Origin of the sequence: Pectobacterium sp. F1-1 (assembly GCF_025643735.1) — a bacterium.
GTDB classification, from domain to species: Bacteria; Pseudomonadota; Gammaproteobacteria; order Enterobacterales; family Enterobacteriaceae; genus Pectobacterium; species Pectobacterium colocasium.
In genome coordinates this window covers 2,188,022-2,208,531 of record NZ_CP104733.1, presented here as the reverse complement: position 1 = coordinate 2,208,531, position 20,510 = coordinate 2,188,022, and the positions used below count along the sequence as shown (strand labels likewise).

Genomic DNA, 20,510 nt, shown 5'->3' with positions numbered 1-20,510 from the left:
CGCCAGACACAATTTTGGCGTCAAGAGCATGATGGGCACCGTAGGAAGCCCATCACTGAGTGATAAAAATGAAATGGTTATAAAAACGAGCAGACGGTGATTTCACCGAGCTGGTCGATTGATTCCGGTGTTGGCACCAGATGCTACACCTTCATCTGGGGCATGGTTGGCGAGAATCAGGTTTTCGGTGACATGGATCACGTCAAGGTTAGCGAGTTACGTTAATCGCTTTCTACCGGAATTACCGGTGTTCCCTACAGTAACAGCTAACGACTAAGTATTGTCGCTTATAGAGAGATTACAGATATGATTTTAAATTCTTTTGATTTGCAAGGTAAAGTCGCTCTTATCACAGGTTGTGATACGGGTTTGGGTCAAGGTATGGCTATCGGTCTGGCACAGGCAGGTTGTGATATCGTCGGCGTCAACATCGTTGAGCCAAAAGACACCATCGAAAAAGTCACTGCATTGGGACGCCGTTTCCTTAGCCTGACCGCCGACATGAGCAATGTCTCTGGTCATGCAGAGCTGGTAGAGAAAGCCGTTGCCGAATTTGGCCACGTTGACATTCTGGTCAACAACGCCGGTATCATCCGTCGTGAAGATGCGATCGATTTCAGTGAGAAAAACTGGGACGACGTAATGAACCTGAACATTAAGAGCGTGTTCTTCATGTCTCAGACCGTTGCACGCCAGTTCATCAAACAAGGCAAAGGCGGTAAGATCATCAATATCGCTTCTATGCTGTCCTTCCAGGGTGGTATCCGCGTACCGTCTTACACCGCGTCAAAAAGCGCCGTTATGGGTGTTACTCGCTTGATGGCGAACGAATGGGCAAAACACGGTATCAACGTCAACGCAATTGCACCGGGATATATGGCGACCAACAATACCCAGCAGCTGCGCGCCGATGAAGAACGCAGTAAAGAAATCCTGGATCGTATCCCAGCAGGTCGTTGGGGCTTACCGCAGGACCTGATGGGCCCAGCCGTATTCCTGGCTTCCAGCGCATCTGACTACATCAACGGTTACACGATTGCTGTTGATGGTGGCTGGCTGGCTCGCTAAGCGCAGTTTTTCTTAGCGGCATTTCGCCAACTTTCGATAAAAAGCACAATTTTCGGTTGTGCTTTTTATTTATTTTTCAAGTTCTTATTTATCTTTTTACGATTCTTTCTCCTGCTAAAATCCTTTCTTAAAAAAAATCAAAACAACGTTCCGACTTTGATCACACTTTCGATATTGCGTGCATGACGACAAGGTTAATAGCGCAATATAATCAATCAAAACAGTGTTTCTATTTATAAGGAACTGTTCCACGGTTCCATAAGAAGGTACTCCATGAGTATTTTTGAAAACTTATACACCAGCAGGAAATCGCAGCTCGACGAATGGGTTGCTGCACTTGATAACCACATTGCCTGCGTTCAGGATAAAGGCCGCAGCCAAACTCAGCCGACGTTATTATTGGCTGACGGTTTTGATGTGGAAAATTATGCCCCCGTGGTGTGGCAATTCCCTGATGGACACAGCGCGCCTATTTCTAATTTCGCCAGCCAGCAAAATTGGTTAAGAACGCTGTGCGCCATGAGCGTGGTTACCGGTAATGATAGTTATCAGCAGCACGCTATCGCACAAAGCGAATATTTCCTGGATCACTTCGTTGATGATAACAGCGGCCTGTTCTACTGGGGCGGTCACCGTTTTATTAATCTGGATACGTTGGACGGCGAAGGACCAGAATCCAAAGCTCAGGTGCATGAATTAAAGCACCACCTGCCCTATTACGCGCTATTGCACCGTGTTAATGCGGAAAAGACGCTGAATTTCTTTCAGGGTTTCTGGAATGCGCACGTTGAAGACTGGGATTCATTGGATCTGGGTCGCCATGGCGACTACAACAAGAAACGCGATCCCAATGTTTTCCTGCATGCTCGCCATGATGTCGTCGATCCGGCACAGTGGCCTGTTTTGCCGTTAACAAAGGGACTAACTTTTGTTAATGCTGGCACAGACCTGATTTATGCCGCGTTTAAATATGCCGAATACACGGGCGATAGCCACGCCGCGGCCTGGGGTAAGCACCTTTATCGCCAATACGTGTTGGCGCGCAACCCAGAAACCGGTATGCCTGTATATCAGTTCAGTTCACCACAGCAGCGCCAACCCGTGCCGGAAGATGATAACCAGACGCAGTCCTGGTTTGGCGATCGCGCACAACGTCAGTTTGGCCCAGAGTTTGGTGAAATCGCGCGCGAAGCCAACGTGCTGTTCCGCGATATGCGCCCACTGCTGATTGATAATCCTCTGGCAATGCTGGATATCCTGCGCACACAACCCGACGCGGAAATGCTGAACTGGGTTATTTCAGGGTTAAAGAATTACTACCAGTACGCCTATGATGTCACCAGCAATACGCTGCGTCCGATGTGGAATAACGGTCAGGACATGACAGGCTATCGTTTTAAACGCGATGGTTATTACGGCAAAGCAGGAACCGAATTAAAACCGTTTGCGTTAGAAGGTGATTACTTATTACCGCTGGTTCGTGCTTATCGTCTGAGCGGTGATGAGGATCTGTATGCTCTGGTTAACACCATGCTGACGCGACTGAATAAAGAAGATATTCAATCCATCGCCAGCCCGTTACTGCTGTTGACCGTCATCGAACTGGCCGATCACAAGCAATCAGAATCCTGGGCACATTACGCCGCGCAACTGGCGGGCGTTCTGTTTGAACAACATTTCCATCGTGGGCTGTTTGTTCGCTCCTCACAGCATCGTTATGTTCGTCTGGATGATACCTATCCGCTGGCTTTACTGACTTTCGTTGCCGCTTGTCGCAACAAATTAAACGATATCCCGCCGTATCTGACACAGGGTGGATATGTTCACGGTGATTTTCACGTTAACGGGGAAAATAGAATTGTTTATGACGTGGAATTAATTTATCCAGAGTTATTAACAGCTTAATTTTATATTTTTTTTAATGGTTCACAATTAATCAATAGGTAAGCATTATGAATGAAAACAGAATGCTGGGGTTAGCCTATATCTCCCCCTATATTATAGGGCTGATAGTTTTTACCGCTTTCCCCTTTGTTTCGTCATTTATCCTCAGTTTTACTGAGTATGATTTGATAAATTCGCCTGAATTTACGGGGCTAGAAAACTATCACCGTATGTTCCTGGAGGATGACCTTTTTTGGAAATCAATGGGCGTTACCTTCGCCTATGTATTTCTGACCATTCCATTGAAATTAATCTTCGCACTGTTAATTGCGTTTGTACTTAATTTCAAATTACGTGGTATCGGCTTCTTCCGTACTGCTTACTATGTGCCTTCTATTCTGGGCAGCAGCGTGGCAATCGCCGTTCTGTGGCGTGCACTGTTCGCTATCGATGGCTTGTTAAACAGCTTCCTCGGCGTGTTTGGCTTTGACGCTATCAACTGGCTGGGAGAACCGTCGCTGGCACTGATGTCGGTAACCTTGCTGCGCGTATGGCAGTTTGGTTCAGCGATGGTTATCTTCCTGGCTGCATTGCAGAACGTTCCGCAATCACAGTATGAAGCGGCCATGATCGACGGTGCATCTAAATGGCAAATGTTCCTGAAAGTAACGGTACCACTGATTACGCCGGTTATTTTCTTTAACTTTATCATGCAGACCACTCAGGCATTCCAGGAGTTTACGGCACCTTACGTCATCACTGGCGGCGGTCCAACGCACTACACCTACCTGTTCTCGCTCTATATCTACGATACGGCGTTCAAGTATTTCGATATGGGCTACGGTGCTGCCTTGGCATGGGTTCTGTTCCTGGTTGTTGCGGTATTTGCGTCTATTTCCTTTAAGTCGTCGAAATACTGGGTGTTCTACTCCGCTGATAAAGGAGGAAAAAATGGCTGACATGCATTCAAACCTGACGACAGCACAAGAAGTTGCTGCTGCAGAAGTACGCCGCACGCTGCGTAAAGAAAAACTCAGTGCCGCTATCCGTTACGTGATACTGCTGTTTGTTGGTTTACTGATGCTTTATCCATTAGCGTGGATGTTTTCGGCGTCGTTCAAACCGAACCACGAGATCTTCACAACGTTGGGTCTGTGGCCTGCCCACGCCACCTGGGATGGTTTCGTTAACGGTTGGAAAACCGGTACGGAATACAATTTCGGTCACTACATGATTAACACTTTCCAGTATGTGATTCCGAAAGTGGTTCTGACCGTCATCTCCTCGGTGATTGTGGCTTATGGTTTCGCTCGCTTTGACATTCCGTGGAAGAACTTCTGGTTTGCCACGCTGATTGCCACCATGCTGCTGCCAAGCACCGTGTTACTGATTCCTCAGTACCTCATGTTCCGTGAAATGGGCATGCTGAACAGCTATCTGCCACTGTACTTGCCGGTAGCGTTTGCAACACAAGGGTTCTTTGTGTTCATGCTGATCCAGTTCCTGCGTGGTGTACCACGTGATATGGAAGAAGCGGCCCAGATTGATGGCTGTAACTCTTTCCAGGTTCTGTGGTATGTGGTCGTGCCGATTTTGAAACCAGCCATCATCTCTGTTGCGCTGTTCCAGTTCATGTGGTCAATGAACGACTTCATCGGTCCACTGATTTATGTTTATAGCGTGGATAAATATCCGATTGCGCTGGCGCTGAAAATGTCTATCGACGTTACTGAAGGCGCTCCGTGGAATGAAATCCTGGCCATGTCCAGCATCTCCATTCTGCCATCCATTATTGTTTTCTTCCTGGCACAGCGCTACTTCGTACAAGGCGTGACCAGCAGCGGAATTAAAGGTTAATAGAGGATTTATCATGGCTGAAGTTATTTTCAATAAACTGGAAAAAGTGTACTCCAACGGTTTCAAAGCCGTTCACGGCATCGACCTGACGATTAAAGACGGCGAATTCATGGTTATCGTCGGCCCGTCTGGCTGTGCGAAATCCACCACGCTGCGCATGCTGGCAGGCCTGGAAACCATTAGCGGCGGTGAAGTTCGCATCGGTGAACGCGTTGTTAACAATCTGGCGCCAAAAGAGCGTGGGATTGCGATGGTGTTCCAGAACTACGCCCTCTACCCTCACATGACGGTAAAAGAGAACCTGGCGTTTGGTCTGAAGCTGAGCAAAATTCCTAAAGAGCAAATCGAAGCGCAGGTAGCAGAAGCGGCCAAAATTCTGGAGCTGGAAGAACTGATGGATCGTCTGCCGCGCCAGCTGTCTGGTGGTCAGGCACAGCGTGTGGCCGTAGGCCGCGCCATCGTTAAAAAGCCAGATGTGTTCCTGTTTGACGAACCGTTGTCAAACCTGGATGCCAAACTGCGTGCTTCCATGCGTATCCGTATTTCCGATCTGCACAAACAGTTGAAGAAAAGCGGTAAAGCGGCAACCAGCGTATATGTTACCCACGATCAGACTGAAGCCATGACCATGGGTGACCGTATCTGCGTGATGAAACTCGGTCACATCATGCAGGTCGATACGCCGGATAACCTGTACCACTACCCTGTCAACATGTTCGTTGCTGGCTTCATTGGTTCACCAGAAATGAACATCAAGCCATGCAAACTGGTTGAGAAAGACGGTCAGGTTGGCGTTGTTGTGGGTAATAACGCACTGGTGTTAAGTGCTGAAAAACAAGATAAAGTCCGCAGCTATATCGGACAAGACGTATTCTTCGGCGTTCGCCCAGACTACGTTTCCGTGTCAGATACGCCATTTGAAGGCAGCCACTCACAGGGTGAGCTGGTTCGCGTAGAAAACATGGGCCACGAATTCTTTATGTACATTAAAGTCGATGGCTTTGAATTAACCAGCCGTATTCCTTATGACGAAGGTCGGCTGATTATCGAGAAGGGACTGCATCGTCCGGTATATTTCCAGTTTGATATGGAAAAATGCCATATTTTTGATGCAAAAACAGAAAAAAATATCTCTCTTTAACAGGAGTAGTAACCGATGAAAAAAGCGATCCTACACACGTTAATAGCTTCATCTCTGGCGTTAGTGGCAATGCCGTCTTTGGCCGCTGATAATGTGGAATTGAGAATGTCATGGTGGGGCGGCAACAGCCGTCACCAACAGACGCTCAAGGCCATTGAAGAGTTCCATAAGCAGCACCCAAACATCACCGTGAAAGCGGAATACACTGGCTGGGATGGTCACCTGTCTCGTCTGACAACACAGATCGCTGGTAATACCGAGCCAGACGTGATGCAGACCAACTGGAACTGGCTGCCGATTTTCTCTAAAAACGGCGATGGTTTTTACGATCTGAACAAAGTGAAAGATTCTCTGGATCTGACCCAGTTCGAAACCAAAGAGCTGCAAAACACCACGGTCAACGGCAAACTGAACGGTATTCCAATTTCCGTTACGGCTCGCGTGTTCTATTTCAACACCGAAAGCTGGAAAAAAGCCGGTCTGGAATATCCGAAAACGTGGGACGAGTTGCTGAACGCCGGTAAAGTGTTCAAAGAAAAACTGGGCGACCAATACTATCCTATCGTGTTGGAACATCAGGATTCTCTGGCGCTGCTGAACTCTTATATGGTTCAGAAATACAACATTCCAGCGATTGATGTAAAAGCTCAAAAATTCGCCTACAGCGATGCGCAATGGGCTGAATTCTTTGGCATGTATAAGAAATTGATCGACAGCCATGTCATGCCTGATGCGAAATACTACGCCTCTTTCGGCAAGAGCAACATGTATGAAATGAAGCCATGGATCACAGGCGAATGGTCTGGTACTTACATGTGGAACTCCACCATTACCAAGTACTCTGACAACCTGCAACCACCAGCAAAACTGGAATTGGGTAGCTACCCAATGCTGCCAGGTGCGAAAGATGCCGGCTTGTTCTTCAAACCTGCACAGATGCTGTCTATCGGTAAATCGACTAAGTATCCTAAAGAATCTGCTCAGTTGATCAACTTCCTGCTGAACAGCAAAGAAGGTGCTCAGGCTCTGGGTCTGGAACGTGGTGTTCCGTTGAGTAAAGCGGCTGTTGCTCAGCTGACTGCTGATGGCGTCATCAAAGACGATGCACCAGCGGTTGCCGGGTTAAAACTGGCGCTGTCTCTGCCGCATGAAGTTGCTGTTTCCCCTTATTTCGATGACCCGCAAATCGTTTCTCTGTTTGGTGATACCATCCAGTCTATCGATTACGGTCAGAAATCTGTGGAAGATGCTGCGAAATACTTCCAGCGTCAATCTGAGCGTATTCTGAAACGCGCAATGAAATAATGTTGTACCCGTTTTAGACTGTAATTCATCCCTGCCGCACTGACGGCAGGGATTTTTCATTTAAATTAAAACAACCACGATATTCAATTCGATCTCCCTCACAATTTGAAACCCCATTTTACTTTTTCTTACCCAAGACGATCTCGATCACAGAACGTAGTTTAATAATAAATAAAATAGAACTTGTCCCAAAAAGCATAATGCGTGTTTTTTATTAGAGATATCCTAACCAATAGGGAATATAACAATGAAAGTTAAATTACTAGCTCTGGCAGTTACGTCATTAATTAGTGTGAATACAATGGCTGTGACAATTGATTACCGTCATGAAATGAAAGACACCCCGAAAGCCGAACATAAAGATCGTCTTTCAATATCACACCGTTTTGCTAATGGTTTTGGTTTGTCTGTTGAAGCTAAATGGGCACAATCGGGTAAAGACAGTAAACCTAACAAACCCTTTAATGAAACCGTCAGTAACGGTACAGAAGTTGTTGCCAGCTATGTTTACAACATCAACAAAACCTTCTCTCTGGAACCAGGTTTCTCTTTAGATTCAAACTCTACTTCCAACAACTACCGCCCATACCTGCGCGGTAAAGTCAATATCACTGACGATCTATCCACTTCTCTGCGCTACCGCCCATACTACAAGCGTAATAGCGATAAAATCGGCAGCTCTTCATCAACACAAGAGAATGGTTATAACCTGACTGCTGTTGTTAGCTATAAATTCCTGAAAGACTTCCAGGTTGATTATGAGCTGGATTACAAAAAAGCGAATAAAGCAGGTCAGTACCAATACGACAATGAAACATATAATTTCGATCACGATGTAAAATTGTCCTACAAATTGGATAAAAACTGGAAGCCTTATATGGCTGTAGGTAACGTTGCAGAATCTGGTACTACAGACCATCGTCAAACCCGTTACCGTGTTGGTGTGCAATACAGCTTCTAATAACGGTCTTATTATTTAAATAAGCGTTATGAGGTAGCAAAAGGGATGTTAGTGTTAATGGATTCACCGGTTTTATTTTTATCATTAACATCCCTTTATTAAGATGTCCGTCGTAAATTAGCAGGTTAGTTACGTTTCGTTGTTACATGTGGTGTCGTTAAATGCGATTTAGCTACATACGTTTTAGCTGTTGGAATTGCTGTGTCTGATTTACCCTCTTCGTGTATGAATGTTATTTCTTTATTAAAATTTGCGGTTCAGGGTGGTCATTTTTTCTCCGATGTGATGGCTACCCTATTTTTTTACCACCGCCCAACGATTTCTCCCCTCCTTCCCTTTGTCAGGTGATCTATCATGATTGTTCGTTCTCTGCTTGTCGGGGCCATTATGATGTCTGTAAATGGATTCAGTTACGCCCAACCTGTTTTTCCTGTCTGGCCACACGGTGAAGCGCCAGGAGCCTCTTCGTCAACGGTACAGCCACAAGTGGTCGAACGCAGTAAAGATCCTTCTCTCCCCGATCGGGCAGCAACCGGTATTCGCAGCCCCGAAATTACCGTTTATCCCGCAGAGAAGCCTAATGGCATGGCATTGCTCATCACGCCCGGCGGTTCTTACCAACGCGTCGTGTTGGATAAGGAAGGCAGCGATCTGGCCCCTTTCTTTAATCAGCAGGGATATACGCTTTTCGTGATGACCTACCGTATGCCCGGTGAAGGCCATAAAGAAGGCGCTGACGCCCCATTGGCCGATGCGCAGCGAGCCATCAGAACACTAAGAGCCAACGCTGAGAAATGGCACATTAATCCACAGCGCATCGGTATTATGGGATTCTCCGCCGGTGGTCATGTTGCTGCCAGCCTTGGAACCCGTTTTGCGCAATCCGTTTACCCTGCGATGGATGCGATTGATAGCGTAAGTGCACGTCCTGACTTTATGGTGCTGATGTACCCCGTAATTTCGATGCAGGCGGATATTGCGCATGCAGGCTCGCGCAAACAGTTAATCGGCGAACAGCCGACGGAAGCGCAGGTGCTACGTTACTCTCCAGAGAAACAGGTTACCGCGCAAACGCCCCCTACGTTTCTGGTGCATGCGGTTGACGATCCATCAGTGTCGGTTGATAACAGTCTGGTGATGTTCAGCGCGCTGCGGGCAAAACAGATTCCGGTTGAAATGCATCTCTTTGAGAAAGGTAAGCACGGTTTCGGCCTGCGCGGTACCAAAGGGCTGCCCGCCGCTGCCTGGCCTCAACTGCTGGACAACTGGCTACGTGTTTTACCGGTAAACAACGAACAGCCGAAAGCCGCGCCATAAAAGGCGTCACACACTCTAGCCGAAATAAATCGTTACGCCGTCACCGCTTCCGCAGGCAGGAATAATCTCTTATACTGTATAAAATAACAGTTTTATTTGAGACGTTTCATGACTGCGGAAGGACACCTGCTGTTTTCTGTTGCCTGCGCGATTCTGGCTAAAAAAGTTGAGCTATCGCCAGCGCTGGCTACCGGAGACTGGTGGCACATTATCCCCGGTGCACTCCTTACTGCGCTACTGCCCGATATCGACCACCCCAAGTCCGTCCTCGGGCAGCGCCTGAAGTGGCTTTCCGCGCCTATTGCCCGCCTCTTTGGTCATCGTGGATTTACCCACAGCCTTCTTGCCATCGTCGCCGGTATTTTCTTTATCCAGACGCGCCTACCGCCAGATTGGCCGATTCCGACGGATGCCTACCATGCCATGATCGTCGGTTATCTGAGCCACATTCTTGCCGATATGCTGACACCCTCCGGCGTTCCTCTGCTCTGGCCCTGTCGCTGGCGTTTCCGCTTACCGCTCTTAAACAGCCAAAAAGGCAATCAACTAGAGCGCTTCCTGTGTATTGTCTGTATCGGTTTTTCACTGTATCAACCGCAGAAGAATTTAAATTGCTGCACCTACGAGCAGTCATTTCGCTTTTTGCAATCCGCGCAAACCTACCTCTTCCAATACGTGAAATAACCGCGTTGCCTGGTGGCGGACATATCTCTGTAACATGATGGCAAAAGACCTGCTATCCTGTGCGCGTTTGTTATTTTTTATCGCAAAAAATCACACTGCCCCTACCGACTTACGCTGCCGTGCTGGGTTGCGGGCAATGTGGCACGATTCACTGATAGGGAGCAAAGCCGGATGAATTTTCCGCTACTCATAAATATTCTGCTATTTGTCGTATTACTACTCGGGCTTGGTTACGCCAACCGTAATGCCTCCTGGAGTCTGGCAAAGAAAGTGTTGCTGGGTTTGGTTGTCGGGGTGTTGTTTGGCCTGGCGCTGCATCTGATTTATGGCGGAGACAACCCGGTCATTAAGCAGTCCATCTCATGGTTTAATATCGTCGGTAATGGCTATGTGCAGCTGTTACAGATGATCGTCATGCCGCTGGTCTTTATCTCCATCCTGAATTCCGTTGCCAAGCTGCATAATGCGTCGTCATTAGGGAAAATCAGTCTATTAACCCTTTCCACCCTATTGATCACCACGCTGATTTCTGCGCTGGTCGGCGTCTTTGTGACTAACCTGTTTGGCCTGACGGCGACCGGGCTGGTACAAGGTGCGCAGGAAACCGCGCGATTAACGGCGATTGAAAACAACTATGCGGGTAAAGTTGCAGACCTTAACGTGCCTCAACTTATCCTGTCATTCATTCCTAAAAACCCGTTTGCTGAGCTGACTGGCGCGAACCCGACATCCATCATCAGCATCGTCGTCTTCGCGGCGTTCCTGGGCGTTGCGGCTCTGCAACTGCTGAAAGATGACGCGGTGAAAGGCGAGCGTGTGTTAACCGCCATTGACACGCTGCAATCCTGGGTGATGAAACTCGTTCGTCTGGTGATGAAATTGACCCCTTACGGCGTCATGGCGTTAATGACCAAAATGGTCGCCAGTTCTAACCTGCAAGACATCCTCAAGCTGGGCAGCTTTGTTGTCGCCTCCTATCTGGGGCTGGCGATTATGTTCGGGGTCCATGCACTGATTCTGTCTTTCACTGGTATCAATCCAGCACGTTTTTACCGCAAAGTCTGGCCGGTGCTGACGTTCGCGTTTACCAGCCGTTCCAGCGCGGCGACGATCCCACTCAGCATTGAGGCACAAACGCGCCGTATTGGCGTGCCGCAATCTATCGCCAGCTTTGCCGCGTCTTTCGGTACAACCATAGGTCAGAACGGCTGTGCGGGGCTTTACCCAGCCATGTTGGCCGTCATGGTCGCCCCAACGGTCGGCATTAACCCGTTGGATCCAGTCTGGATCGCAACGCTGGTCGGTATCGTCACCATCAGTTCCGCTGGCGTAGCCGGTGTGGGCGGCGGCGCGACCTTTGCCGCGTTAATCGTCCTGCCTGCAATGGGGCTGCCGGTAACCCTGGTTGCGCTGCTGATTTCCATTGAGCCGCTTATCGATATGGGCCGTACGGCACTTAACGTCAGCGGTTCGATGACAGCCGGTACCGTCACCAGTCAGTTGATGAAGCAGACAGATAAAACGGTTTTCAATGCGCAGGATGACGCTGAATTGACACACCGCTAGGCCACGTTTGTCATACAAAAGAAAACGCCGACGGCTGATGCTGTCGGCGTTTTTTTATGACGGACATCCTGGTTCGTCACCCTACGGGCCGTTGCTATACAACGTTGAAAAACGTTCCCTACGTTTTTTATGACACTTTTCTAATGACGATATTGTACAGTCAGGTGACTTAACGCTGTGGGTTAGTGTCGTAAGCCTGACAGCTCTGGAAGCCTTTATTGAGAACATGTCCCGTGTCGTTGTAACTCACAAAATAGTTCTGCGCGGTGCCATCGCGATTTTTCAGCAGATAATCGCTACAGGTTCCTTTGGCATTCACCAGACGTTTTTCGGTACCGCCACTCCCGGCAATTTGGTGAACCTGCTGCTTCGTCATTCCCACTTTCACATCTTTCACCACGGGCTCATTGACATAACTTTCTGCTTTGTTATAAGCCGAACATCCCGCCAGCATGACAGCACCCGCTGCCGCAATACATACCAGTAATCTGTTATTCTTCATTTCATCACCTCATTATTATGGGTCACCCTAAGGCTAGTAGGCAGCGACCACTTTTTCAAATCATAACGCGGGTATGTAACATATTGGTCGATAGTCAAAACCGGTTATCTATAAGGAAAATGACTACCTGACAGCTTGTTCTTTTTCTTCACACCAATTCGTTTTACACTCAGGTAATCGTAATAATTCTTTTGCAGTATCAATAAGTTCAGGAGGGAGATGGCATGTCATTACAAAACGACATTATCCGTGCGTTGGGAGTGAAAAGCAGCATCGATGCAGCACAGGAAATCCGCGTTAGCGTTGATTTTTTAAAGAATTATCTGAATGCTCACCCGTTCGTTACGTCGTTAGTTTTGGGCATCAGCGGCGGTCAGGATTCCACGCTGACCGGCAAATTGTGTCAGACGGCTATCACGGAATTACGCAATGAAACGGGGAACGCGCGCTATCAGTTCATCGCCGTTCGACTGCCTTACGGCGTACAAGCGGATGAAGCCGACTGTCAGGACGCCATCGCCTTTATCCAACCGGACCGCGTGTTGACCGTCAACATCAAGCCCGCCATCGAAGCCAGCGAAGCCACCTTGCACGCCATTGGCGTAGAGCTGTCCGATTTTGTCAAAGGCAACGAAAAAGCCAGAGAGCGGATGAAAGCGCAGTACAGTATTGCGGGGATGAACGCTGGGCTGGTGGTCGGTACCGATCATGCGGCAGAGGCGGTAACGGGCTTCTTCACCAAATACGGTGATGGCGGTACTGATATCAACCCAATTTTCCGACTGAACAAGCGTCAGGGCAAAGCGCTACTGCGTGAACTGGGTTGCCCTTCTCATCTTTATACAAAAGCCCCTACCGCCGATCTGGAAGACAATCGACCGTCCCTCCCCGACGAGGTTGCGCTAGGCGTCACCTATGAAAAGATCGACGACTATCTGGAAGGCAAACAGGTCGATGCGAAGGATGCCGCCACTATTGAAAACTGGTATCGCAAAACCGAGCACAAGCGCCGTCCGCCGATTACCGTTTTTGATGATTTTTGGCGGTAAACCATCACGGTAAGCACCACCGGACGCGGATGACAGCGTCCGGTTTGCCCTTGGTTTTTTCTGCACAGGCAATTTGAAGGATGACAGGAATAAAGATGACGCCACAACGCGCCACACTCACGGGCTTGCTGGCCATCATGCTATGGAGCACCTCCGTCGGGCTGATCCGCAGCTTGACAGAAGCGCTTGGCCCCATCGGCGGCACGGCGATGATTTATTCCACCAGCACACTCTGCCTACTGGCTTTTTATGGTCTTCCCCGCATTACAACGTTGCCCCGCGTTTATTTGTTCGCAGGCGGTGCAATGTTTGTCTGCTATGAGATTTTTCTGTCGCTCTCCATCGGGTTAGCGGATAGCCGCATGCAGGCGATAGAAATAGGGATGATTAACTATTTGTGGCCCAGCTTGACCATTTTCTTCTCACTTTTTATCAATCAGCAGAAAAGCCGTTTTCTGCTCTGGCCGGGTCTTGCACTCTCGCTGGGCGGCATTGTGTGGATTATGAAAGGCGACAACAACTGGACGCCAGCACTCCTATGGAACAACATTCTTGCCAACCCACTCGCCTACAGTCTGGCGTTTTCTGCGGCTTTGACCTGGGCGCTCTACTGCAATATCACCAAACGTTACGGACAGGGAAAAAGCGGCGTATCGTTGTTCTTTTTCATCACATCCCTCGTGCTATGGATAAAATATGCCTTGAGCGCTGAAAGCGCCATTTCATTCACGTTACCCAGTTCACTGCAACTGCTCTTTATGGGCGCCTCAACGGCTCTGGCCTATTCTGCCTGGAATGCCGGCATTCAGCATGGCAATCTGACGCTGCTGGCAACCGCCTCCTACTTTACGCCCGTGCTTTCCACCTTGCTGGCCGCGATCTGGCTCAACATCACGCCCGCTATTTCATTCTGGCAAGGCGTCGCCATGGTCACCGCTGGCTCACTACTCTGCTGGTATGCGACGCGTTCTTCTACTGGTTGAAGGCTGTATCACCCTGATGTGCGATCGCGCTTCCAGGTCAATAAAACCCTAATCTGCGCACGGTCACATTCTTCGCGCTAACCTGTTATAGTCACCTGCACATTTCGTTACCTAAAAAAAGTCACACATGTTAAGGCGTTTCTTTTCTTACTATTCCCCTTACAAAGGGTTATTCGTCCTCGATTTCGGCTGTGCCATTATCGCTGGGCTGCTTGAGTTAGGGTTCCCGATGGCGATTAAAGCGTTCATCGACAAGCTGCTACCGGCTCAGGACTGGTCGCTGATCCTGTTAGCGTCGGTGGCGTTATTGGCGGTCTATTTGCTGAATACCGCGCTGATGGCCATCGTCAACTATTGGGGACATGCACTGGGTGTGGGTATTGAAACCGATATGCGGCGGCAGGCCTTTGAGCACCTGCAAAATTTGCCGTTCCGTTACTACGACAATATGAAGACCGGGCATATCATCACCCACGTCACCAAAGATCTGGAGGAAGTCGGGGAAATCGCCCACCACGGCCCGGAAGACCTCTTTCTCGCGATCATGACGTTTATCGGTGCCTTCATCCTGATGGCAACCGTTCACCTGAATCTGGCGCTGTTGACGATCATTATCGTGCCTTTTATGACGTATCTCGTCAGCCGTTATGGCGCCCGCATGACGGAGACATGGCGTCAGCTCTTCGGTCAGGTTGGTAACTTCAACGCCCGCATTGAAGAGAGTGTTGGGGGCATTCGCGTCGTGAAAGCGTTTGCTAATGAGGCACATGAGAAGAAACTGTTCTCCCACGATAACGAAAACTACCGTCGAACCAAATTACAAGCCTATCGCATCATGACCGCCAGCATGACGCTCAGCTACCTCAGCACGCGTCTGATACAGCTTATTGTGATGCTGGCAGGTATTTGGTATGTCATTCAGGGAGAACTCAGCTACGGCGGTTTTATCGGCTTCCTGCTGCTAATTGAAGTGTTCTTCCGCCCGGTAGCCAAGATTACTTCGGTGCTGGAAAGTTACCCCAAAGGCATTGCAGGCTTTAAACGCTTTACCCAATTGCTCGATACCGTTCCTGAGATTACCGATGCTCCCGATGCGCGCGATGCCGGGCCGTTGAAAGGTGATATCCGGTTCAATCAGGTGAGCTTTGGCTATTCAGCCGAGCGCCCTATTCTCCGTAATATCGATCTATCGATTCGCGCCGGGGAAACCGTGGCATTTGTCGGCCCATCCGGCGCAGGTAAAACCACGCTTTGTTCTCTGCTTCCCCGCTTCTACGATTTAACCCGCGGAGCCATCACCATTGACGGCACGGATATCCGCCAGATGACACAGGCGTCGCTACGTAGCCAAATTGGCATCGTACAGCAGGATGTCTTCCTGTTCGGCGGCACCATTCGTGAAAATATCGCCTACGGCAAACTGGATGCCAGCGATGACGACATCATGGACGCAGCGCGACGCGCACGGTTAGATGAACTGATCGAGAATCTGCCCGATGGGCTGGATACCGTGGTGGGTGAGCGCGGCGTTAAACTGTCGGGCGGGCAAAAACAGCGTTTGTCTATTGCGCGCATCTTCCTGAAAAACCCGCCGATTCTGATTCTTGACGAAGCCACATCCGCGCTGGATACGGCAACGGAGCAGGCAATACAACAGTCGCTCAGCGAACTTTCCGCAGGGCGTACCACACTGGTCATTGCTCACCGGTTGGCAACCATACAGAATGCCGGGCGCATTGTGGTGGTAGATAACGGCACCATCATTGAGCAAGGTAGTCATCAGGTACTATTAGAACAAAGCGGCATCTATGCCCGGTTACATCAGGCACAGTTCGGTCAGGCCTGATTTTTCTCTTCCTTCGGCGAGGTTTACCCTCGCCTTTTTCTTTCCGTTTTTCTCTCTCTGCCTTTTGCGCATAGATGTGACTTCAGTGGTTCCCCTTGCAATAAATTGCATTTAAAATACATCTATTATGATTTCATCAGGACATGTCGCACATGGCGAGAAAGCCCCTGGGAAAATACCGACAGCGGGAGATCCGTACCGTCGGATTGATGATCGAGTTGTATGAAAAGCATCATCCTGAAACTGGTGATAACGTGCAGTATAAAGACTTAGTCAACTACGCCATCAAGCGTCTGGAACGCTGTCATTTCGGTGAAGATAAACCCGCCTGCAAGCATTGCCCTATCCACTGCTATCAACCCGCCAGACGCGAGGCGATAAAAGCGATTATGCGCTGGTCAGGGCCACGGATGCTGTTACGTCACCCAATTCTGGCAATACGCCACTTGATTGACGATCATCGACCAGTGCCGGATTATCCAAAAAAAGAAACCGCGTCAAAAACGCCAACCGAGCGGGCAACCCGCTTAGCCGCACAGCAAACTGCCCCCGCGGATACCGACCCAACGTTGAAAGAGATAAAATGAAGACGAATTCAATAGGAAAAGGCCGCTTGCGCGGCCTTTTTGGGTGACACGATTACTCTTTGGGAGAGGCGTTCTCTACCCTGCTTTTTAGCTTTTGCCCCGGACGGAACGTGACCACACGGCGCGCCGTAATCGGAATATCTTCGCCAGTTTTTGGGTTACGTCCCGGACGTTGGTTCTTGTCTCGCAAATCAAAATTGCCAAAACCTGACAACTTGACCTGCTCGCCATTTTCCAAAGCGCGACGAACTTCTTCAAAAAACAGCTCGACTAGCTCTTTGGCATCCCGTTTGCTCAGCCCGAGCTTCTCAAACAGGTATTCTGACATTTCAGCTTTAGTAAGCGCCATAGGTTCAATCCCTCAAGGATGCTTGGAATCGCTGTTTTAATGCTGCTACGCATTCTGCAACGGTAGCGGCAATTTCCTCTTCTGCCAGTGTACGCGTGGTATCTTGCAGGGTCAGACTGATAGCCAGACTCTTATAACCTTCCGCTACGCCCTTCCCTCGGTACACGTCGAATAAGTTTACGCCAACTAACTGATTTGCGCCAACTTTCTTACACTCGGCCAAAATATCTCCTGCGGGGACATTTTCAGCGACCACAACGGCAATATCACGACGGTTCGCTGGGAAGCGGGAAACCTCGCTCGCCTCAGGCAATACGCGGTCTGCAACCTTGTCCCACAACAGTTCGAACACCACGGTGCGCCCGTTAAGATCCAACTTGCGCTCCAGTTCTGGATGAATAACGCCAATAAATCCAATACGTTCGTCGCCCAGATAAATAGCAGCACTTTGTCCCGGATGCAATGCCGGATTATTTTCGGCTTTGAATTCGATTTCAGACAGTTTGCCCGTCAATGCCAGTACCGCTTCCAAATCGCCTTTTAAATCATAGAAGTCAACAGCCTGACGCGCCAGATCCCAATGCTCTTCATAGCGAGTGCCGGTAATGACCCCCGCCAGCATCAGATCCTGACGAATACCCAGGTCAGCACTGCTGTCCGGTACAAAACGCAGGCCGCTTTCAAACAGACGCAGACGACTTTGCTGACGGTTTTGGTTATACACCGCCGCGCTCAGCAAGCCACTCCACAGCGACAAACGCATCACCGACATCTCTGCGGAGATGGGGCTCGGCAAACTCAACGACGCTTCATCAGGGTGGATTAATCCCTGAATTTTCGGGTCAACAAAACTGTAAGTAATTGCTTCCTGATAACCGTGATCGACTAATAAGGTCTTCACACGCTTCAATGACAATGACGCTTCGCGATGCGCAGTCATGACCAACGGTGCCTGAGTCGGAATATTCGGAATGTTGTTGTAGCCGTAAATACGCGCGACTTCTTCAACCAAATCCTCTTCAATTTCCATGTCGAAACGCCAGCTCGGTGCCGTCGCTTGCCAACCTGCGTCGGTTTTCACGACGTTACAGCCCAGACGTTGCAGGATATCGCTAACCTGCTCATCAGCAATCACATGTCCAATCAGACGATCCAGCTTCTCACGACGCAACGTAATCGTTGCACGCGTCGGCAGGTCTGCTTCGCTGGTCACATCAACGACCGGGCCCGCTTCACCACCACAGATATCGATCAGTAAACGAGTCGCGCGCTCAATGGCTTTGTGCTGCAACGCCGGATCGACGCCACGCTCGTAGCGATGAGAAGCATCGGTGTGCAAACCGTGACGACGTGCGCGTCCGGTAATCGACAGCGGATTAAAATAAGCACATTCCAGCAGGACGTTTTGCGTAGCGTCATTGACGCCAGAATGCTCGCCGCCAAAGATGCCGCCCATCGCCAGTGCGCTCTGCTGGTCAGCGATAACCAGCGTATCTGCATTCAGTTTGGCTTCGTTGCCATCCAGCAGCGTCAGCGCTTCGCCCTCTTTCGCCATCCGCACGATGATGCCGCCATTGAGGCGGTCAAGATCGAATGCGTGCATCGGCTGGCCGAGTTCCAGCAGGACGTAGTTCGTCACGTCAACAACCGGATCGATAGAGCGAATACCACAGCGGCGCAGCTTTTCACGCATCCACAGCGGCGTTGCTGCCTTAACATTGATGCCTTTCACCACACGGCCTAAGTAACGCGGGCATGCCTGCGGCGCATCAACCTGAATCGGGAACGTATCCTGAATCGTTGCGGTAACGGGCTCAATCGCCGGTTCATTCAACGCCAACTGGTTCAACACGGCCACATCACGCGCCACGCCGATGATACCAAGGCAATCAGCACGGTTTGGCGTCACGCTGATTTCAATCGCGTTGTCATCCAGCTTCAGATAGTCACGAATATCTGTGCCAATCGGCGCATCTGCTGGCAGTTCGATAATGCCATCGTGATCGTCGGAAATACCCAATTCGGAAAATGAGCACAGCATGCCTTCAGACGGCTCGCCACGCAGTTTGGCCGCTTTAATTTTGAAATCGCCCGGCAACACGGCACCTACCGTCGCCACCGCCACCTTCAGGCCCTGACGACAGTTCGGTGCGCCGCACACGATGTCCAGCAGGCGATCGCAGCCTACGTTGACTTTCGTTACACGCAGTTTGTCTGCATTAGGGTGTTGCCCACATTCAACCACTTCACCGACAACCACACCGTGGAATGCACCAGCAACCGGCTCAACGCCATCCACTTCCAGCCCTGCCATCGTGATTTGCTCGGATAGCGTTTCACTATCAACCGCCGGGTTTACCCACTCGCGTAACCAGAGTTCACTGAATTTCATGATGTATACCCGCCTTACTTAAACTGTTTGAGGAAACGCAGATCGTTTTCGAAGAATGCACGCAGATCGGTCACGCCATAGCGCAGCATCGTCAGGCGCTCCATACCCATACCGAACGCGAAGCCGGAATACACTTCCGGATCGATACCGACATTACGCAGGACGTTCGGGTGCACCATTCCGCAACCCAGGACTTCCAACCATTTGCCGTTTTTACCCATCACATCCACTTCAGCGGACGGCTCGGTAAACGGGAAATAAGACGGACGGAAGCGAACCTGCAAATCTTCCTCAAAGAAATTACGCAGGAAATCATGCAGCGTACCTTTCAGGTTGGTGAAGCTGATGTCTTTATCGACGATCAACCCTTCCATCTGATGGAACATTGGCGTGTGGGTCTGATCGTAATCGTTACGATAAACACGGCCTGGCGCAATGATACGAATAGGCGGCTGCTGCTTTTCCATCGTACGAATCTGCACGCCAGACGTCTGCGTACGCAGCAGGCGTGTCGCATCGAACCAGAACGTGTCGTGGTCAGCTCGCGCAGGGTGATGCCCTGGGATATTCAGCGCATCAAAGTTGTGATAGTCGTCTTCGATTTCTGGTCCGGTTACAACGGAGAAACCCAGCTCGCCGAAAAAGGTTTCGATGCGATCGATAGTGCGCGTCACTGGATGCAAGCCACCATTTTCAATCGTGCGGCCCGGCAGCGAGACATCGATGGTTTCTTGCGCCAGACGCGCATTCAACTCGGCGGATTCCAGCGTTTGCTTACGGGCGTTCAGCGCGTCCTGAACGTCTTGCTTCGCCTGGTTAATGACAGCACCGGCAGCAGGGCGTTCTTCAGCCGGCAACTCGCGCAGCGAGGTCATCTGAAGGGTTAAGTGACCTTTTTTACCCAGATATTCGACACGCACATTTTCCAGTGCGGTAACATCCTGGGCCTCTTCTATAGCTGTTCTGGCTTTAGCAACCAGCTCTGCGAGATGTGGCATTGTGTTCCTCTTTTTCTGCCT

18 protein-coding genes and 1 pseudogene are annotated in these 20,510 nt (G+C 49.8%); 15 read left to right on the top strand and 4 right to left on the bottom strand.

Translation table 11 applies throughout. The features are described 5' to 3' along the window. Nucleotides 1–84 precede the first annotated feature (84 nt). The 11 genes and pseudogenes from NAL19_RS09725 to NAL19_RS09675 all read left to right on the top strand — a co-directional run. Nucleotides 85–225: pseudogene (locus tag NAL19_RS09725) on the top strand (5-dehydro-4-deoxy-D-glucuronate isomerase); the annotation flags it as partial. A gap of 81 nt (nt 226–306) precedes the next feature. Beyond that, nucleotides 307–1,068, top strand: coding sequence for a 2-dehydro-3-deoxy-D-gluconate 5-dehydrogenase KduD (gene kduD / locus NAL19_RS09720; RefSeq protein ID WP_180741113.1), 762 nt, complete (start codon nt 307–309; stop codon nt 1,066–1,068). 273 nt (nt 1,069–1,341) lie between these two features. Continuing rightward, nucleotides 1,342–2,973 carry a pectate disaccharide-lyase PelW gene (gene pelW / locus NAL19_RS09715; protein ID WP_263059549.1) on the top strand — a complete coding sequence of 544 codons (1,632 nt, stop codon included), beginning with the start codon at nt 1,342–1,344 and terminating at the stop codon, nt 2,971–2,973. 47 nt (nt 2,974–3,020) lie between these two features. Beyond that, nucleotides 3,021–3,911: a carbohydrate ABC transporter permease gene (locus NAL19_RS09710; RefSeq protein WP_180741115.1), complete on the top strand. Its 891-nt coding sequence runs from the start codon at nt 3,021–3,023 to the stop codon at nt 3,909–3,911. Next, nucleotides 3,904–4,809: a carbohydrate ABC transporter permease gene (locus NAL19_RS09705; RefSeq protein WP_010299968.1), complete on the top strand. Its 906-nt coding sequence runs from the start codon at nt 3,904–3,906 to the stop codon at nt 4,807–4,809. Before NAL19_RS09710 ends, NAL19_RS09705 begins: the two co-directional genes overlap by 8 nt. Before the next feature lie 13 nt (nt 4,810–4,822). Then, the gene (locus NAL19_RS09700) at nt 4,823–5,950 is read left to right on the top strand and encodes an ABC transporter ATP-binding protein (protein WP_015840145.1); all 1,128 of its coding nucleotides are present in this window, start codon (nt 4,823–4,825) and stop codon (nt 5,948–5,950) included. A 15-nt stretch (nt 5,951–5,965) separates the two neighbouring features. Further along, on the top strand, nt 5,966–7,255 hold the full coding sequence (locus NAL19_RS09695) for an ABC transporter substrate-binding protein (RefSeq protein WP_263059548.1): 1,290 nt from the start codon (nt 5,966–5,968) through the stop codon (nt 7,253–7,255). 247 nt (nt 7,256–7,502) lie between these two features. Next, the gene (locus NAL19_RS09690; protein WP_263059547.1) at nt 7,503–8,216 is read left to right on the top strand and encodes an oligogalacturonate-specific porin KdgM family protein; all 714 of its coding nucleotides are present in this window, start codon (nt 7,503–7,505) and stop codon (nt 8,214–8,216) included. A gap of 354 nt (nt 8,217–8,570) precedes the next feature. Continuing rightward, nucleotides 8,571–9,533, top strand: a complete 963-nt coding sequence (paeX, locus tag NAL19_RS09685) for a pectin acetylesterase PaeX (protein WP_263059546.1) — start codon at nt 8,571–8,573, stop codon at nt 9,531–9,533. A gap of 108 nt (nt 9,534–9,641) precedes the next feature. Next, nucleotides 9,642–10,217, top strand: coding sequence for a metal-dependent hydrolase (locus tag NAL19_RS09680; protein WP_263059545.1), 576 nt, complete (start codon nt 9,642–9,644; stop codon nt 10,215–10,217). Between the two features lie 171 nt (nt 10,218–10,388). Beyond that, complete coding sequence (locus NAL19_RS09675; RefSeq protein ID WP_263059544.1) at nt 10,389–11,783, top strand: L-cystine transporter; 1,395 nt, start codon at nt 10,389–10,391, stop codon at nt 11,781–11,783. A 169-nt stretch (nt 11,784–11,952) separates the two neighbouring features. On the opposite strand, the gene osmE is transcribed toward NAL19_RS09675, so the two are convergent. After that, nucleotides 11,953–12,285, bottom strand: a complete 333-nt coding sequence (gene osmE / locus NAL19_RS09670; protein WP_225087967.1) for an osmotically-inducible lipoprotein OsmE — start codon at nt 12,283–12,285, stop codon at nt 11,953–11,955. Nucleotides 12,286–12,509: 224 nt separating this feature from the next. On the opposite strand from osmE, the gene nadE reads away from it, so the two are divergent. The 4 genes from nadE to NAL19_RS09650 all read left to right on the top strand — a co-directional run bounded on the left by nadE (nt 12,510) and on the right by NAL19_RS09650 (nt 16,750). Beyond that, a complete protein-coding gene (nadE, locus tag NAL19_RS09665) occupies nt 12,510–13,334 on the top strand; it encodes an ammonia-dependent NAD(+) synthetase (RefSeq protein ID WP_263059543.1) in 825 nt (274 codons plus the stop codon). A gap of 95 nt (nt 13,335–13,429) precedes the next feature. After that, nucleotides 13,430–14,317, top strand: a complete 888-nt coding sequence (yddG, locus tag NAL19_RS09660) for an aromatic amino acid DMT transporter YddG (RefSeq protein ID WP_263059542.1) — start codon at nt 13,430–13,432, stop codon at nt 14,315–14,317. Nucleotides 14,318–14,444: 127 nt separating this feature from the next. Continuing rightward, nucleotides 14,445–16,163 (top strand): ABC transporter ATP-binding protein, encoded by a 1,719-nt coding sequence (locus tag NAL19_RS09655; protein WP_263059541.1) that lies wholly within the window; start codon nt 14,445–14,447, stop codon nt 16,161–16,163. Between the two features lie 152 nt (nt 16,164–16,315). Next, a complete protein-coding gene (locus NAL19_RS09650; protein WP_225087963.1) occupies nt 16,316–16,750 on the top strand; it encodes a nitrous oxide-stimulated promoter family protein in 435 nt (144 codons plus the stop codon). Between the two features lie 52 nt (nt 16,751–16,802). Here the strand turns inward: NAL19_RS09650 and ihfA are convergent, their stop codons facing one another. Genes ihfA through pheS form a run of 3 tightly spaced genes read right to left on the bottom strand, consistent with a single transcriptional unit; the run spans nt 16,803 to nt 20,489 of the window. Continuing rightward, nucleotides 16,803–17,099: an integration host factor subunit alpha gene (ihfA, locus tag NAL19_RS09645; protein WP_009112984.1), complete on the bottom strand. Its 297-nt coding sequence runs from the start codon at nt 17,097–17,099 to the stop codon at nt 16,803–16,805. A 4-nt stretch (nt 17,100–17,103) separates the two neighbouring features. After that, entirely contained in the window at nt 17,104–19,491 is a 2,388-nt protein-coding gene (gene pheT, locus NAL19_RS09640) for a phenylalanine--tRNA ligase subunit beta (protein ID WP_263059540.1), read from the bottom strand. A 14-nt stretch (nt 19,492–19,505) separates the two neighbouring features. Continuing rightward, nucleotides 19,506–20,489, bottom strand: a complete 984-nt coding sequence (pheS, locus tag NAL19_RS09635) for a phenylalanine--tRNA ligase subunit alpha (protein WP_225087961.1) — start codon at nt 20,487–20,489, stop codon at nt 19,506–19,508. Nucleotides 20,490–20,510 lie beyond the last annotated feature (21 nt).

Bases quoted from the DNA above. Each gene is read 5' to 3' on its own strand.
- nadE (WP_263059543.1), top strand. From the start codon at position 12,510: ATGTCATTACAAAACGACATTATCCGTGCGTTGGGAGTGAAAAGCAGC.
- NAL19_RS09690 (WP_263059547.1), top strand. From the start codon at position 7,503: ATGAAAGTTAAATTACTAGCTCTGGCAGTTACGTCATTAATTAGTGTG.
- NAL19_RS09655 (WP_263059541.1), top strand. From the start codon at position 14,445: ATGTTAAGGCGTTTCTTTTCTTACTATTCCCCTTACAAAGGGTTATTC.
- pheT (WP_263059540.1), bottom strand. From the start codon at position 19,491: ATGAAATTCAGTGAACTCTGGTTACGCGAGTGGGTAAACCCGGCGGTT.
- NAL19_RS09650 (WP_225087963.1), top strand. From the start codon at position 16,316: ATGGCGAGAAAGCCCCTGGGAAAATACCGACAGCGGGAGATCCGTACC.
- osmE (WP_225087967.1), bottom strand. From the start codon at position 12,285: ATGAAGAATAACAGATTACTGGTATGTATTGCGGCAGCGGGTGCTGTC.
- pheS (WP_225087961.1), bottom strand. From the start codon at position 20,489: ATGCCACATCTCGCAGAGCTGGTTGCTAAAGCCAGAACAGCTATAGAA.
- NAL19_RS09710 (WP_180741115.1), top strand. From the start codon at position 3,021: ATGAATGAAAACAGAATGCTGGGGTTAGCCTATATCTCCCCCTATATT.
- kduD (WP_180741113.1), top strand. From the start codon at position 307: ATGATTTTAAATTCTTTTGATTTGCAAGGTAAAGTCGCTCTTATCACA.
- NAL19_RS09680 (WP_263059545.1), top strand. From the start codon at position 9,642: ATGACTGCGGAAGGACACCTGCTGTTTTCTGTTGCCTGCGCGATTCTG.
- NAL19_RS09700 (WP_015840145.1), top strand. From the start codon at position 4,823: ATGGCTGAAGTTATTTTCAATAAACTGGAAAAAGTGTACTCCAACGGT.
- NAL19_RS09695 (WP_263059548.1), top strand. From the start codon at position 5,966: ATGAAAAAAGCGATCCTACACACGTTAATAGCTTCATCTCTGGCGTTA.
- paeX (WP_263059546.1), top strand. From the start codon at position 8,571: ATGATTGTTCGTTCTCTGCTTGTCGGGGCCATTATGATGTCTGTAAAT.
- ihfA (WP_009112984.1), bottom strand. From the start codon at position 17,099: ATGGCGCTTACTAAAGCTGAAATGTCAGAATACCTGTTTGAGAAGCTC.
- pelW (WP_263059549.1), top strand. From the start codon at position 1,342: ATGAGTATTTTTGAAAACTTATACACCAGCAGGAAATCGCAGCTCGAC.
- yddG (WP_263059542.1), top strand. From the start codon at position 13,430: ATGACGCCACAACGCGCCACACTCACGGGCTTGCTGGCCATCATGCTA.
- NAL19_RS09705 (WP_010299968.1), top strand. From the start codon at position 3,904: ATGGCTGACATGCATTCAAACCTGACGACAGCACAAGAAGTTGCTGCT.
- NAL19_RS09675 (WP_263059544.1), top strand. From the start codon at position 10,389: ATGAATTTTCCGCTACTCATAAATATTCTGCTATTTGTCGTATTACTA.